Annotated in this window: 18 protein-coding genes; 13 read left to right on the plus strand and 5 right to left on the minus strand. The window is 31.3% G+C overall.

Annotated elements, in window-relative coordinates:
* The 3 genes from gatD to CD116_RS04825 all read left to right on the plus strand — a co-directional run bounded on the left by gatD (window position 1) and on the right by CD116_RS04825 (window position 1,366).
* Window positions 1-717, plus strand: a complete 717-nt coding sequence (gatD, locus tag CD116_RS04815) for a lipid II isoglutaminyl synthase subunit GatD (protein ID WP_047550469.1) — start codon at window positions 1-3, stop codon at window positions 715-717.
* 98 nt (window positions 718-815) lie between these two features.
* Window positions 816-917 (plus strand): hypothetical protein, encoded by a 102-nt coding sequence (locus CD116_RS04820; RefSeq protein WP_047550466.1) that lies wholly within the window; start codon window positions 816-818, stop codon window positions 915-917.
* Between the two features lie 35 nt (window positions 918-952).
* Window positions 953-1,366, plus strand: a complete 414-nt coding sequence (locus CD116_RS04825) for a hypothetical protein (protein ID WP_047550463.1) — start codon at window positions 953-955, stop codon at window positions 1,364-1,366.
* Between the two features lie 160 nt (window positions 1,367-1,526).
* On the opposite strand, the gene CD116_RS04830 is transcribed toward CD116_RS04825, so the two are convergent.
* On the minus strand, window positions 1,527-2,513 hold the full coding sequence (locus CD116_RS04830) for an FUSC family protein (RefSeq protein ID WP_047531879.1): 987 nt from the start codon (window positions 2,511-2,513) through the stop codon (window positions 1,527-1,529).
* A 527-nt stretch (window positions 2,514-3,040) separates the two neighbouring features.
* Here CD116_RS04830 and map point away from each other — a divergent pair.
* From map to vraR, 5 genes are all read left to right on the plus strand, one after another.
* A complete protein-coding gene (gene map, locus CD116_RS04835; protein WP_047450567.1) occupies window positions 3,041-3,799 on the plus strand; it encodes a type I methionyl aminopeptidase in 759 nt (252 codons plus the stop codon).
* A gap of 220 nt (window positions 3,800-4,019) precedes the next feature.
* Window positions 4,020-4,406 carry a hypothetical protein gene (locus CD116_RS04840; RefSeq protein ID WP_047427468.1) on the plus strand — a complete coding sequence of 129 codons (387 nt, stop codon included), beginning with the start codon at window positions 4,020-4,022 and terminating at the stop codon, window positions 4,404-4,406.
* 14 nt (window positions 4,407-4,420) lie between these two features.
* On the plus strand, window positions 4,421-5,122 hold the full coding sequence (vraT, locus tag CD116_RS04845) for a cell wall-active antibiotics response protein VraT (RefSeq protein WP_000149061.1): 702 nt from the start codon (window positions 4,421-4,423) through the stop codon (window positions 5,120-5,122).
* Entirely contained in the window at window positions 5,119-6,162 is a 1,044-nt protein-coding gene (vraS, locus tag CD116_RS04850; protein ID WP_001017131.1) for a sensor histidine kinase VraS, read from the plus strand. Before vraT ends, vraS begins: the two co-directional genes overlap by 4 nt.
* Window positions 6,152-6,781, plus strand: a complete 630-nt coding sequence (vraR, locus tag CD116_RS04855) for a response regulator transcription factor VraR (protein WP_000153529.1) — start codon at window positions 6,152-6,154, stop codon at window positions 6,779-6,781. The genes vraS and vraR overlap by 11 nt, the downstream gene beginning before the upstream one ends.
* 111 nt (window positions 6,782-6,892) lie before the next feature.
* Here vraR and CD116_RS04860 read toward each other — a convergent pair whose 3' ends face one another.
* From CD116_RS04860 to CD116_RS04870, 3 genes are all read right to left on the minus strand, one after another.
* Window positions 6,893-8,110 (minus strand): YihY/virulence factor BrkB family protein, encoded by a 1,218-nt coding sequence (locus CD116_RS04860; RefSeq protein WP_047550459.1) that lies wholly within the window; start codon window positions 8,108-8,110, stop codon window positions 6,893-6,895.
* 278 nt (window positions 8,111-8,388) lie between these two features.
* A complete protein-coding gene (locus tag CD116_RS04865; protein ID WP_000428174.1) occupies window positions 8,389-8,664 on the minus strand; it encodes a YtxH domain-containing protein in 276 nt (91 codons plus the stop codon).
* Between the two features lie 6 nt (window positions 8,665-8,670).
* Entirely contained in the window at window positions 8,671-9,135 is a 465-nt protein-coding gene (locus CD116_RS04870) for a low molecular weight protein-tyrosine-phosphatase (RefSeq protein ID WP_047427479.1), read from the minus strand.
* Window positions 9,136-9,281: 146 nt separating this feature from the next.
* Here CD116_RS04870 and CD116_RS04875 point away from each other — a divergent pair, with 146 nt between their 5' ends.
* From CD116_RS04875 to CD116_RS04885, 3 genes are all read left to right on the plus strand, one after another.
* The gene (locus tag CD116_RS04875; RefSeq protein ID WP_047427482.1) at window positions 9,282-9,482 is read left to right on the plus strand and encodes a DUF1128 domain-containing protein; all 201 of its coding nucleotides are present in this window, start codon (window positions 9,282-9,284) and stop codon (window positions 9,480-9,482) included.
* A gap of 11 nt (window positions 9,483-9,493) precedes the next feature.
* The gene (locus CD116_RS04880; RefSeq protein WP_047550456.1) at window positions 9,494-10,741 is read left to right on the plus strand and encodes an aminopeptidase; all 1,248 of its coding nucleotides are present in this window, start codon (window positions 9,494-9,496) and stop codon (window positions 10,739-10,741) included.
* Between the two features lie 91 nt (window positions 10,742-10,832).
* Window positions 10,833-11,363 carry an acyl-CoA thioesterase gene (locus CD116_RS04885; RefSeq protein ID WP_000184380.1) on the plus strand — a complete coding sequence of 177 codons (531 nt, stop codon included), beginning with the start codon at window positions 10,833-10,835 and terminating at the stop codon, window positions 11,361-11,363.
* 222 nt (window positions 11,364-11,585) lie between these two features.
* On the opposite strand, the gene yfkAB is transcribed toward CD116_RS04885, so the two are convergent.
* Window positions 11,586-12,737: a radical SAM/CxCxxxxC motif protein YfkAB gene (gene yfkAB / locus CD116_RS04890; protein WP_047427532.1), complete on the minus strand. Its 1,152-nt coding sequence runs from the start codon at window positions 12,735-12,737 to the stop codon at window positions 11,586-11,588.
* Window positions 12,738-12,962: 225 nt separating this feature from the next.
* On the opposite strand from yfkAB, the gene CD116_RS04895 reads away from it, so the two are divergent.
* Window positions 12,963-13,124, plus strand: coding sequence for an SE1561 family protein (locus CD116_RS04895; RefSeq protein ID WP_001005407.1), 162 nt, complete (start codon window positions 12,963-12,965; stop codon window positions 13,122-13,124).
* A 129-nt stretch (window positions 13,125-13,253) separates the two neighbouring features.
* Window positions 13,254-13,772: a type 1 glutamine amidotransferase domain-containing protein gene (locus tag CD116_RS04900; RefSeq protein ID WP_047550453.1), complete on the plus strand. Its 519-nt coding sequence runs from the start codon at window positions 13,254-13,256 to the stop codon at window positions 13,770-13,772.
* Window positions 13,773-14,360 lie beyond the last annotated feature (588 nt).

Here is a 14,360-nt window from a genome sequence, read left to right on the forward strand (position 1 = left end):
ATGCATGAATTGACTATTTATCATTTTATGTCAGATAAATTGAATTTATATAGTGATATTGGAAATATTATTGCTTTAAGACAACGCGCCAAAAAACGTAATATTAAAGTTAATGTCGTTGAAATTAATGAAACAGAAGGTATTACATTTGATGATTGTGATATTTTCTTCATTGGTGGTGGAAGTGATAGAGAACAAGCGCTTGCTACAAAAGAATTAAGTAAAATTAAGGCCCCACTTAAAGAAGCGATTGAAGATGGTATGCCAGGACTAACAGTTTGTGGTGGCTACCAATTTTTAGGAACAAAATATATTACACCTGACGGAACAGAATTAGAAGGGTTAGGTATTTTAGATTTCTATACTGAGTCAAAGACAAGCCGCCTTACAGGTGACATTGTCATTGAAAGTGATACATTTGGTACTATTGTTGGTTTCGAAAACCACGGTGGTAGAACATATCATAACTTCGGTACACTTGGTCATGTTACATTCGGTTACGGTAATAATGACGAAGATAAAAAAGAAGGCATTCATTATAAAAATTTATTAGGAACATATTTACATGGACCAATCTTACCTAAAAACTATGAAATTACTGACTATTTATTAGAAAAAGCGTGTGAACGTAAGGGTATTCCGTTTGAGCCTAAAGAAATAGATAATGAAGCGGAAAAACAAGCGAAACAAGTATTAATAGACAGAGCAAATAAATAGAAGAAATCTCGTTAACTCTGAGCATCGTATCAATGGATTTAAAATTGATAAACGATGAAGAATAGCAATTAATCATATTCGTATAGACACACATCATTTTGGAAGCAAATAGCCAAATTGATGTGTGTGTTTTTCTTCTAGTGAATAATTATTATACAATGAGTATCTATCCCATAATTATCAATAGTAATGGTGATTAAACAACTAAAAAATAAATAATAAAAGGAACTTGACGATGAACCCTACTAAAGTAATTTTAACAGATGCATCTTTTTTACATAGCAAAGCATCAATAACATTTATTTTAAAAGATGTAGTTATCGAAGAGGAAAGTGAAATTTTTTATTTCGACACTAATGCAACTTTCGAAAATCAAGAAATTAAATTTGAATTAGCACTTTTTGATAGTGATATGGACAATTTGAAACATTTAGAATACGACAATCCAGTTACTGAAATATGTTTTATAGAACCTGACTTACATTTTACGATTATTGATTTTAATCAAGAACTGCTTTGTATTTATATTGATTTTGATTCTGGTTTAAGGCATTCAAACATGGCAACAGATTCTGGTATTTCATTAAGGATAAATGTTACCAAAACAGACTTTACTAAATTTATTAATGAATTAGCCTCGTTACATTAAATGTATCGAACTTGTACATGGTTATTATCAAAAAAGAAACATACTAAGATTAGGTATAAGTATAGATACGGATTTTTTGAAAGTCACATACAATATACGCTAAAAATACTTATAAAGGCAGAGTATCTTTAATGGTGCCAATAAGCATAAGGCAGTTAAATTAAGCATATCTGCTGTCTAGCAGTCGATAAATCATTAAAACTTCATACAGTATATGACTTTTAATTTGATTTTCACCACTAATTTCAAGTGCTTTTATTGTCGAACGTAAAGTTTCTACAGAATCATCTTCTCTTTTAAATGAACCATCATAAAAAATATCTTTGATGCTACTACTAATTTTTAGCAATGCCATTTTTTCGTCACCTGAAAAGTTAACACGGGTATTTTTAGGCAAGTAAATGATATTTGAAAGATGCGTAATAAACAAACGATTCGTATATGCACGTTTGGTTAATTGATTGAGCAATTTCCAATCGCATTCTTTTTTCTTATGATAACTTAATTCATCACGTTGATAACTTATTAACGTTTCAACTTGATTGTTTAAATTGAAAATATTTTTATATGATTTTTCGCTTTTATCAGATTGCAGCCTTGATAAGATAAGTTCTTGGCAGCGATTGTAAAATAATTTATACATCAAAGCATCTGTCTTACTTAATTTTTCTTCGACCTGACCATAATACTTAGGTGGAAACACCATGAAGTTGATTAAACCTGAGGTAACGAGACCAATAATCGCTGTCAATGTTCGAGACAAAAAGTTGAATATATAGGCATCGTGAATACCTGGAATCATAGCCAATGATGTTAGTACAGCGACATTCGTACCAACTTGTAATTTGAGTTTTGTACAAAATAAAATCGTAAATGTAGCACTTAATGCATATGTAAAGGGGGATTGATCACCAAAAAGAAATGTGAATAACACTGCAAATCCAGAGCCGATTACAGTTGCAGGTAGGCGACGATACCCTTTGATCAGTGATGCCTTGGCGGTTGGTTCAATTGTAACAACAGCAGTTAAAATAGCATAGATAGGTGTTAGATCTAAAGCCATACAAAAAACAGCTGTTAAAAAAATGGCGATACCAGTTTTAATAGTTCTGGCACCAATTAAATGTTTGTACCATTGTTCATTCATTTTTTAACCTCTAATCATCGTAAAATCTAAACGAGCGCATTATAATATAGAGTACCGTACATTGGAAAAGATAATGGATATAAAATATTTGAAATAATCAAGCTTAATTCATTATATTGAATTTCAGATACATTAATGAAAGTCTTAGACTCTACAATGTTACATTAGCAGTAGTTGACTGAATGAGAACATGCGCTTGTAATAAGATTTTTCAATTTTAGTCAACCATGCATGGGGCGGGCCCCAATATAGAGAATTTCAAAAAGAAATTCTACAGACAACGATAAAGAAATACTTTTTCTTTAGAAATTAGTATTTCTTATGCATGAGTTTTACTCATATATTCTTATTTTTAAGTACACATTAGCTGTGGTTATTGATAAAGAACCACTACATAATAAATCATTAGTAGTTCTTTATCACTTCTGTCTCACTATTTTTCCAAAATACAATAAGTAACATCTTTAGTATATCAAAGAATTTTTGCTATAATAAGTTATAATAATATAAAAAAGGAACGGGATAAAATGATTGTAAAAACAGAAGAAGAATTACAAGCTTTAAAAGAAATTGGATACATATGCGCTAAAGTGCGCAACACAATGCAAGCTGCTACAAAGCCAGGCATTACAACAAAAGAGCTTGATAATATTGCAAAAGAATTATTTGAAGAATATGGTGCAATTTCAGCTCCAATTCATGATGAAAACTTTCCAGGTCAAACTTGTATAAGTGTCAATGAAGAAGTAGCACATGGTATCCCTAGTAAACGTATTATTCGTGAAGGTGACTTAGTCAATATCGATGTGTCAGCATTGAAAAACGGTTATTACGCAGATACAGGGATTTCATTTGTAGTTGGTGAATCAGATAATCCGATGAAGCAAAAAGTATGTGATGTAGCGACAATGGCATTTGAAAATGCAATTTCAAAGGTAAAACCAGGTACAAAATTGAGCAACATTGGCAAAGCAGTACATAATACGGCTAGACAAAATGATTTAAAAGTTATTAAAAATTTAACTGGTCATGGAGTTGGTTTATCTTTACATGAAGCACCAGCACATGTACTTAATTATTTTGATCCAAAAGATAAAACTTTGTTAACTGAAGGTATGGTATTAGCCATCGAACCGTTTATTTCATCAAATGCGTCGTTTGTAACAGAAGGTAAAAATGAATGGGCATTTGAAACGAGTGATAAGAGTTTTGTTGCCCAAATAGAACACACTGTTATTGTGACAAAAGATGGTCCAATTTTAACAACTAAGATTGAAGAATCATAGAAAAATCAAATACTAAGACTAAAGTATGAACATCATTTAGTTCCGGAGCCTATTCATATTGGTTTCGGAACTGTTTTATAATAATGGAGAACACAATTAATGCGTCATTAATAAAAGATATTTTGCAATAAACTAGTTTAATTAGCATAAATATTAGCAGCACCGAAGAAGAAACATAGCGCATTAGATATTTAAATACTTATTATAAAAGGTGATAATGATGAACTATGTTGACCGTTATATAGAACAATTTTTAAGAGAAGTCGTTAGAAATAATATTAAGCATTATCTTTTAATGCTTGACGAGAAAATAAAAAATTTAGATGATTATATGCATTATTTAAAAGCTAAAAAAGAACAGCTCAGCAAGATGATTGACAGTCTAATGCTAACATTAGAAAATAAATATGTTGATATCACAGAAACATTTCACATTCAATGTGCTAGAGAAATTAATAATCAAGAAATTGAAAATATTAAAGCTGAGTTAAATAAAGTCGAAGCATATTATGCACAAATTGAAATGCAGATTCAACAAGCTTCAACTGAAAAATTAACAACTGAAAAAACATCGTATCTAATCAATTATATGAACGCTGTGGCATAGAAAGGCGGCGAAACATGACACACAAATATATATCAACACAAATGTTGATCATTTTTACTGCATTAATGATTATTGCCAATTTTTATTACATATTTTTTGAAAAAATTGGGTTTTTACTGGTTCTACTATTGGGATGTGTATTAGTGTATGTAGGCTATCTTTATTTTCATAAAATAAGAGGACTTTTGGCATTTTGGATAGGGGCATTATTAATTGCTTTCACGCTACTATCTAATAAATATACGATTATTATCTTGTTCGTATTTTTATTATTGCTCATAGTTCGTTATTTGATACACAAATTCAAACCTAAAAAAGTGATTGCAACTGATGAGGTCGTAACCTCACCTTCGTTTATTAAACAAAAATGGTTTGGGGAACAACGTACGCCGGTATATGTTTATAAATGGGAAGATGTGCAAATACAACATGGTATTGGTGATTTGCATATTGATTTAACGAAAGCAGCAAATATTAAAGAAAATAATACTATTGTTGTTAGACATATTTTGGGTAAAGTACAAGTTATCTTACCAATTAATTATAATATTAATTTACATGTCGCGGCTTTTTATGGCAGTACTTATGTAAATGAAAAGTCATATAAAGTTGAAAACGATAATATTCATATCGAAGAAATGGTTAAACCAGATAATTATACCGTTAATATCTACGTATCAACGTTTATTGGAGACGTAGAGGTGATTTATCGATGAACCATTATATTAGAACAATTGGTTCGATGCTAATCTTAGTGTACAGCATGTTGGCAGCATTTCTTTTTATAGATAAAGTTTTCGTCAATATCATTTATTTTCAAGGCATGTTTTATACACAAATATTTGGGATTCCAGTCTTTTTATTTTTAAATCTCATTATAATTTTGCTGTGCATCATCGTTGGATCAGTGCTCGCATACAAAATCAATCAACAAAATGATTGGATTAAGACGCAAATTGAGCGTTCGATGGAAGGTGAGACAGTAGGTATTAATGATCAAAATATAGAAATTTATAGTGAGACATTAGATTTATATCATACGTTAGTACCTTTAAATCAAGAATTGCATAAGTTGCGACTTAAAACTCAAAACTTAACCAATGAAAATTATAATATTAATGATGTGAAAGTTAAAAAGATTATTGAAGATGAACGTCAACGACTAGCACGAGAACTTCACGATTCTGTTAGTCAGCAACTTTTTGCGGCAAGTATGATGCTATCTGCTATCAAAGAAACGAAGTTAGAACCACCATTAGATCAACAAATACCTATTTTAGAGAAAATGGTTCAAGATTCGCAATTAGAAATGCGAGCGCTGTTGTTACATTTAAGACCACTCGGTTTGAAAGATAAGTCATTAGGTGAAGGTATTAAAGATTTAGTTATTGATTTACAAAAGAAAGTACCAATGAAAGTTGTGCATGAAATACAAGATTTTAAAGTGCCAAAAGGTATTGAGGATCATTTGTTTAGAATTACGCAAGAAGCAATATCTAATACTTTGAGACATTCAAATGGCACGAAAGTAACTGTAGAATTATTTAATAAAGATGATTATTTATTGTTAAGGATTCAAGATAATGGTAAAGGTTTTAATGTAGATGAAAAATTAGAACAAAGCTATGGACTTAAAAATATGCGTGAAAGAGCTTTGGAAATTGGTGCAACGTTCCATATTGTATCACTACCAGATTCAGGTACACGTATTGAGGTGAAAGCACCTCTAAATAAGGAGGATTCGTATGACGATTAAAGTATTGTTTGTGGATGATCATGAAATGGTACGTATAGGAATTTCAAGTTATCTATCAACGCAAAGTGATATTGAAGTAGTAGGAGAAGGTGCTTCAGGTAAAGAAGCAATTGCTAAAGCCCATGAGTTAAAACCGGATTTGATTTTAATGGATTTACTTATGGATGATATGGATGGTGTAGAAGCGACTACTCAAATTAAAAAAGATTTACCACAAATTAAAGTATTAATGTTAACAAGTTTTATTGAAGATAAAGAGGTGTATCGCGCCCTAGATGCAGGTGTTGATAGCTATATTTTAAAAACAACGAGTGCAAAAGATATTGCTGATGCAGTTCGTAAAACATCTAAAGGTGAATCTGTATTTGAACCAGAAGTATTAGTAAAAATGCGTAACCGTATGAAAAAGCGTGCCGAGTTATATGAAATGTTAACAGAACGTGAAATGGAAATATTATTATTAATTGCCAAAGGTTATTCTAATCAAGAAATTGCTAGTGCATCACACATTACAATTAAAACGGTTAAGACACATGTAAGTAACATTTTAAGTAAGTTAGAAGTACAAGATAGAACACAAGCCGTTATTTATGCATTCCAACATAATTTAATTCAATAGCTCGTATTAAATTAAGATATGTGATTATTGCTAATTGCTTCGACGGTACATAAAATTAAAAACAGAGGTTTTCGTTATTTATCGCGAAAACCTCTGTTTTTCTTTAGTTGCTTAATCTTTTTTTAATTTATCTACAATTTTATCTTTTAAATTTTTATTATCTTCTGGATAGCTATCTTCAGGATGTTTATCAACATGATATGTTTTTTGATTTGGAGTGTTAGTCTTTTCATCATATTCATATCTTGTATTTTCATTATAGTGGTTTTTATTATTATCATCATGCTCCAAAGCAGCTTCTTCAGGTGTCTTACTTTTAATAACATTACGCTGATGAATTATCGCATTGATTTCAGCCCCTACGATAATAATAAAGCTAGTAATATATAACCATACTAATAAAATGATGATACCAGCAATACTACCATACGTTTTAGAATAGTTACCAAAATTTGAAATATACCAACCAAAACCAAATGAACCAACTAACCAAATAATGGATGTAAATACTGCACCTGGTAATACTGATTTAAGTTTCGTTTTAACGTTAGGTGCAACCGAGTACAACACGATAAATACGATGAATATAATAATGATTGGTAACACAACTCTGATAAGATTAAAAATCCATTTCACTTGTTCATCAAATCCAAGTGGACCGAATAGGAAATGACTAATCAGAGAACCAAGCGTTGGTAATGCTAGAGCAACTACAAACACAACGCCCATAACTACAGTGAAGACAACACTTAGTAGTTTTAATATAATTCCATTACGGCTATCTTCTACATCGTAAGCAACATTGAAGGAATTCATAATTGCAGTCATTCCATTTGAAGCTGACCAAATTGCTAAAATCAAACCGATAGATAATAAGCCACCACTGGAGTTTTGAGTTATGTCACCAATTACACTCTTAATTAGAGTAGATGTTTCAGCGGGTGCATTACTTAACATATTAGTAATTTGACTCTGCTTAATATTGAAAAATGGTAATAATGTTAATAGGAAAAGCAACATGGGGAACATAGCAAGTACGAAATGGTAAGTCATTTGCGCTGCTAGTCCTGATGCATCATCTTTTCCTATGCGATAGATGAGATATGATAAGAAATTAGAGTCTTTCTTATATTTTGCAGGTTTATTTAATCTTGATAAGAAGAAAACCTGATTATCTTTTTTAGGTTTCTTAGATTGGAATTGTTGAGGTTCAATATATGTACGATCAACATCAATTTTGGGATTACTTTTATTTTTCTTTTTTGACTCCTCTTGAGCTTCCTTAACAGAATTAAGGTATTTTGAAGAAGAGTGATCCTTTTTCGACATGTGCACTCCTTAACCTTTCTCTATGTATTGTTGTAAAAGTAGCTATTAGTATTTATCCAAATATAAAAAAAATAAACAATAATTTGGTTCGAAAATGATAATAATATAAAAATTAATTGCTCTAAATTTTTCAGAACCTTTTTGACTGTAAAATAAAACAAAGGCAATACCCATGCAATGTAATAAAGCCAATCAATATATCACTTTATTAAGTGAAGCATTTGAAAGGGATATAATACATTGTATAATATTACCTTTAATTAATTATTAAACTGACATTAACGTTGATTCTTTCTATTAACAAATGTTTCTTTTGCATCTTTCAAAGAGCGTTCTAATTCAGGGTTATTACGACGAATTTCTTCCACAACATCTTTCCAGTATAAAACTTCGTCTTTAATTTTGCTGACTTTAGAAGGCTTGCGAGTGCGGTTACCATTTTTAGCGTCTTTAACTGATTGAACTAAAGCTTGGCGTGTAGATTTATCAGCTAAAGTAATCGCACCACCAATAACGGCACCAATTAAAATACCAGGAACAAATTTATTTTCCATTAAAAACTACCCCTCTTTCAAATTTGCATCTTTTACGATGTAATCTATTAAATTATCACAAGATGATAATACCATGTCGTATACACCTTCAAAATTATTGGTGTAGTATGGATCTGGCACATCACTCTCTTCCATATTACTAAATTCTAACAGTTTGAACAATTGTCCCTTAAGATTAGGATTAATAGATTTAATGTTATCAACATTGCTTTGATCCATTGCAATAATGTAATCAAAATCATCGGTTGGTTCAAATAATTCACTAATCATGCCATCAAATGGAATATTGTGTTTGTTAAGAATCTTTTTTGTACCTTCATGAGGTGGTTCACCTAAGTTCCAATGTCCAGTACCTCTAGAGTATACTTTAATTTCATTAATATTTCTGTCTTTAAGTCTTTGTCGCATGATTGCTTCTGCCATTGGAGAACGACATATGTTGCCAAGACAGACAAATGCTACATCCACCATTTTAATTCCTCCAAACTATGTAGTTATATCCCCATTTTAAAGCGACTTTAAACAATAAGGAAGCAGATTATATAAATTTCTATTAAAGTTTATTAAATTGTGATACTTTGATAACATAACTATAATTAGAGGTGAGCAATAAGGCTATGACAAATGAAGAGAAAGTATTAGCTATTAGAGAGAAGTTAAATATTGTTAATCAAGGACTGTTAGATCCTGAAAAATATAAAAACGCAAATGAAGAAGATTTAAAAGATATATATGATTTTGTTCAATCAAGAGAAAGATTGTCGCCGAGTGAAGTGACAGCTATCGCTGATGCTTTAGGGCAATTGCGACATGACTAGGAGTGAGTAAATTGAAAGATTACAAACAAAAGTTACAACAATATGCTGAACTATTAGTAAAGGTAGGTATGAATGTTCAACCGAAACAACCTGTTTTCATAAGAGCTTCAGTTGAAACATTAGAATTAACACATTTAATTGTCGAAGAAGCATATAAATGTGGTGCGTCAGATGTACGTGTTGTATATAGCGATCCAACCTTAAAGCGCTTGAAATTTGAAAATGAATCTGTGGAATACTTTGCTAATCAAGAGATAAAATCATATGATGTTGAAGAAAGAATGGATTACGTTAAACGTGGTGCTGCGAATTTAGCATTAATTAGTGAAGACCCTGATTTAATGAATGGTATTGACAGTAGAAAATTGCAAGCATTCCAACAGCAAAATTCACGTGCATTTAAAGGATATATGGAGCGCGTTCAAAAAAATCAATTCCCATGGGTAGTTGCTGCATTCCCATCAAGAGCTTGGGCTAAGCGTGTTTATCCTAAGTTAGCTGTTGAAGAAGCATATGCTAAGTTCATAGATGAAGTATTTGAAATTGTACGCATCGATGGCAATGATCCAGTTGAAAATTGGCGCCAACATATTGCGAATTTAAGTATATATTCTAAAAAATTACAACAAAAAAATTATCAAGCGCTACGTTATGTATCTGCAGGTACAGATTTAACAGTAGGTCTTGTTAAAAATCATATTTGGGAAGATGCAACAAGTTATGTAAATGGCAATGAACAAGCATTTATTGCTAATATTCCTACAGAAGAAGTATTTACAGCACCAGATAGAAATAGAGTAGATGGCTACGTTACAAATAAATTGCCACTAAGTTATAACGGTACCATTATAGATGGTTTTAAATTGAACTTTAAGGATGGAGTAATTACTGACTTCTCAGCTGAACAAGGTGAGGCGGTACTTAAAGATTTAATTAATACTGACGAAGGTTCAAGAAGATTAGGCGAGGTAGCATTAGTACCTGATGATTCACCAATTTCAAACCGCAATACAATTTTCTATAATACATTGTTTGATGAAAATGCATCTTGTCACTTAGCGATTGGTTCAGCGTATGCCTTTAATGTTAAAGGTGGTACAGAAATGTCAGTAGCAGAAAAGATAGCATGTGGATTGAATGATTCAAATGTACATGTTGACTTCATGATTGGCAGCAGTGATTTAACTATTTATGGTATTTTGGAAAATGGTACGGAAGAACTTGTTTTTGAAAATGGAAATTGGGCGTCAACTTTCTAAATAAATGTTAATTCAAAGTTTAGTAATGATAAAATAAGCAACCATTTAAATGTGTAATACGTAATCACAGTAAAGATTGGGAGATAAAATGATGACAAATCAGGACAGACCGATGAAATCTATGTCTGAATCAAAATGTTATAAAAATAGACAAGTTTTTCCTCAAGATACAAACCATCATCATACAATGTTTGGTGGAACTTTAATGGCTAATATTGATGAAATTGCTGCGATTACGGCTATGAAACATGCAGGTGCTCAAGTTGTAACTGCATCAACAGATTCTGTAGATTTCTTAAAACCGATTAAAACAGGAGATATATTACAGTATGTAGCAATGGTTTCATATGCTGGAACAAGTTCAATGGAAGTTGTTGTTCAAATCAGAATAGATGATGTATTTAACAACAAACATGACTTAGCAGCATTAAGTTTCTTAACTTTCGTTGCGTTGGATGACGATGGCAAACCACAACATGTGCCTGGTGTTTATCCAGAAGATGATGTTGAAAAATGGTTTTACGATACAGCACCACAACGTGTTGAAAGAAGAAAAGCACGTCGCATTGAAAGTAAACAAACGATTGAATATTTAGCTAAAGTACAACATATTAAAGATTAATAAATAAAGACAGATTGTGAAGGATAATAATGCCTACCCTAAAAGTTGGACTAAAAAATCTAACTTTTTAGGATACAGTACATAGAATCCTACAATCTGTCTTTTTAATTTTGGTCAACAATCAATTTTGAAAGAGGACCGGACCATTTAAAGCAGTATTTGTATCGAAAGGATAAAGTCATATCAATGTAGATTAATTCTGAATATAAATTTTAATAGTATTTAAAATTGTATAATCTGAGGTTGTTTATGCATATGGTGCTCATTTTCTTTAAAATCCATATTTGGATAGTACATGTTTTTAACGAGAACGTTCGGACCTAAGCAACTAAATTCGGCACAATGACAATTCAATGATTTAGCAAGGTCTGTTGATAACCATTTATCAAATACATCTGTTAATTTGTCTTTTTGAATGTTTGAAATTGTTCCTGTTTCATCGCCAAAGTCAGTAACGATAACGTTACCGGTAAATACATTTACATTTAAACGACTGCGACCATCTGGATCGTTTCGAGTAGTTACATTTTTAGCGTTTCTTAAACGCGTTAAAAGCATTTGATCATTATCGTCTTTTAAACAAGGGAAAACAGGTAAAGTACCAAATAACATCCAAATATCTTTATTTCTAAAGTCCAATATATCGTGAATTGTCTTTTTCATTTCTGCTAGAGTTAACACATTTAATTGACTTGCAAAGTCAGCCGGATACATAGGATGAATTTCATGTCTGCTACATTTCATATCATGTACGACTTCTTGATGTATTTTTTGTAAATGTGGTAGCGTACTTTGATTAAGCATTGTTTCAGCAGAAACAAACATACCTTGCTCTGATAATGTACGAGCGTTATCAATCATTTGCTCATATAATTTCAATTTTGCTTTTAAAGGGGGTTGTTTTTCCATAGCACCAAAACCGACATTTGCAAATTCGTCTGTTGTACCCCAGTTGTGAGAAATGTGCATAACATCAATATACTCAGCGATGTCCAGATAACGATCCTGCGGGAGTGTTAAGTTTGAGTTCATTTGAGTATATATGCCACGATCATAAGCGTATTTTAATAATGGTTTAACAACATTTCTAATAGATTTTTTAGAAAACATTGGTTCGCCACCTGTAATTGACATTGTTCTTAAATGCGGAATTTCATCTAGTCTTCGATAAATTAAATCCATACTTAATGGTTCTGGATCAACTGTTTGAAGTGTATAGCCAACTGCGCAGTGACTACAACGCATATTACATAGGTTTGTAGTTGTAAATTCGATGTTGCTCAAAGTCAATTCGCCGTGATCATTAACATCGTTGTATGCTTCCCATGGGTCATTTAGAATGCTTACAGGTTGCTTTAATTTGATGCTATTCATCATCTTAAACTTCCTTCTTTCTATTTGATTGATACCATTGTGATATCTCTTCGTATTATTATTCGTAACAAATTATCTCGTACTTTTGCCTAATTGAAAAGGTATTTTTTAAAAGTCAAAATAATTAGAATGCCATAAATGTCGTTAATATTATACCCCTTTTATGTGATTTCTGTTAGGATAATAATGAAAAAGAAAATCAAAATTAAAGGAGTTAACTTTTTTATGAATGAACAACAAACAATCGAACAAATTAAAGCACGTTTAAATAAATTTATTGAGGATATTGATCATGTGAATCCTGATGAAGTACGTGTAGAAGACATAGATGAATGGATTGGGTTGTTAGATCAGTTAGAAGAAAAGGTTAAATTAGTTTCTAAATAATTACTATTTCTGAGATAGCAAGGAATCATATCGAGATTTGCGAATAATATTTTAAGTCGTAATATGTTTAATCAATGATTAAGTTGTCTATAGTATTGATATCAATGTTATAGAGAAAGGTGATTTTCAATGACTAAAAAAGTAGCAATTATTCTAGCAAATGAATTTGAAGATATAGAATATTCAAGTCCTAAAGAGGCATTAAAAAACGCAGGCTTCGAAACCATAGTGATTGGAGATACAGCGCATAGCGAAGTCGTTGGTAAACACGGCGAAAAAGTAAATGTTGATGTGAGTATTGCAGATGCGAAACCAGAAGATTATGATGCATTATTAATTCCTGGTGGATTTTCACCGGATCATTTACGTGGAGATGTTGAAGGGCGTTATGGAACATTCGCTAAATATTTCACTAAAAATGATGTACCAACATTTGCTATCTGTCATGGACCACAAATTTTAATAGATACAGATGATTTAAAAGGTCGTACATTAACAGCAGTATTAAATATACGTAAAGATTTATCTAATGCTGGTGCACAAGTAGTTGATGAATCTGTTGTAGTTGACAATAATATTGTAACTAGCCGTGTACCAGATGATTTAGATGATTTTAATAGAGAAATCGTCAAGCAGTTACAAAATTAACTATTAATGAGTTTGACATAAATTAATGAAATGCTCCCTTCAATGTCTACTTTGAAGGGAGCATTTCATAATGTCCTAGGCTTTACAATAAGGCTGAGACATAAATCAATGTTCTATGCTCTAAATAGTTATATTGGCAGTAGTTGACTGACCGAAAATGCGCTTGTAACAAACTTTTTTCAATTCTAGTCAGGGGCCCCAACAAAGAGAATTTCAAGAAGAAATTCTACAGGCAATGCGAGTTGGGGTAACGATAAATCATTAGTAGTTCTTTATCATTTCTGTCACACCTCAAGAATTATTACCGGAATTTTTATAGCTAATGATAGAGTTATATATATAATAATAAGTTCATTAATATCTAAGGGTCATTTCTATATTTTAAATAGGGGTGACCTTTTTATTTTTGAATATCAATATGGTTTTTATGCATCATCAATGTTTGATTTTAAAAATTTTATAATGAATGATTAGAAAGGTGTAGTTGTTATAAATTTAGTAAGTATGATGATGTATGTAAGTATAAGCCCTTGGACTGATTTTTCTAAAAAGTGTAGCCTATTAGTGATAGTACTGGTAAACTCAAGG

Origin of the sequence: Staphylococcus schweitzeri (assembly GCF_002902405.1) — a bacterium.
In the GTDB taxonomy this organism is placed as follows: domain Bacteria; phylum Bacillota; class Bacilli; order Staphylococcales; family Staphylococcaceae; genus Staphylococcus; species Staphylococcus schweitzeri.

Bases quoted from the DNA above. Each gene is read 5' to 3' on its own strand.
- gatD (WP_047550469.1), top strand. From the start codon at position 1: ATGCATGAATTGACTATTTATCATTTTATGTCAGATAAATTGAATTTA.
- CD116_RS04825 (WP_047550463.1), top strand. From the start codon at position 953: ATGAACCCTACTAAAGTAATTTTAACAGATGCATCTTTTTTACATAGC.
- CD116_RS04830 (WP_047531879.1), bottom strand. From the start codon at position 2,513: ATGAATGAACAATGGTACAAACATTTAATTGGTGCCAGAACTATTAAA.
- map (WP_047450567.1), top strand. From the start codon at position 3,041: ATGATTGTAAAAACAGAAGAAGAATTACAAGCTTTAAAAGAAATTGGA.
- CD116_RS04840 (WP_047427468.1), top strand. From the start codon at position 4,020: ATGAACTATGTTGACCGTTATATAGAACAATTTTTAAGAGAAGTCGTT.
- vraT (WP_000149061.1), top strand. From the start codon at position 4,421: ATGACACACAAATATATATCAACACAAATGTTGATCATTTTTACTGCA.
- vraS (WP_001017131.1), top strand. From the start codon at position 5,119: ATGAACCATTATATTAGAACAATTGGTTCGATGCTAATCTTAGTGTAC.
- vraR (WP_000153529.1), top strand. From the start codon at position 6,152: ATGACGATTAAAGTATTGTTTGTGGATGATCATGAAATGGTACGTATA.
- CD116_RS04860 (WP_047550459.1), bottom strand. From the start codon at position 8,110: ATGTCGAAAAAGGATCACTCTTCTTCAAAATACCTTAATTCTGTTAAG.
- CD116_RS04865 (WP_000428174.1), bottom strand. From the start codon at position 8,664: ATGGAAAATAAATTTGTTCCTGGTATTTTAATTGGTGCCGTTATTGGT.
- CD116_RS04870 (WP_047427479.1), bottom strand. From the start codon at position 9,135: ATGGTGGATGTAGCATTTGTCTGTCTTGGCAACATATGTCGTTCTCCA.
- CD116_RS04875 (WP_047427482.1), top strand. From the start codon at position 9,282: ATGACAAATGAAGAGAAAGTATTAGCTATTAGAGAGAAGTTAAATATT.
- CD116_RS04885 (WP_000184380.1), top strand. From the start codon at position 10,833: ATGACAAATCAGGACAGACCGATGAAATCTATGTCTGAATCAAAATGT.
- yfkAB (WP_047427532.1), bottom strand. From the start codon at position 12,737: ATGAATAGCATCAAATTAAAGCAACCTGTAAGCATTCTAAATGACCCA.
- CD116_RS04895 (WP_001005407.1), top strand. From the start codon at position 12,963: ATGAATGAACAACAAACAATCGAACAAATTAAAGCACGTTTAAATAAA.
- CD116_RS04900 (WP_047550453.1), top strand. From the start codon at position 13,254: ATGACTAAAAAAGTAGCAATTATTCTAGCAAATGAATTTGAAGATATA.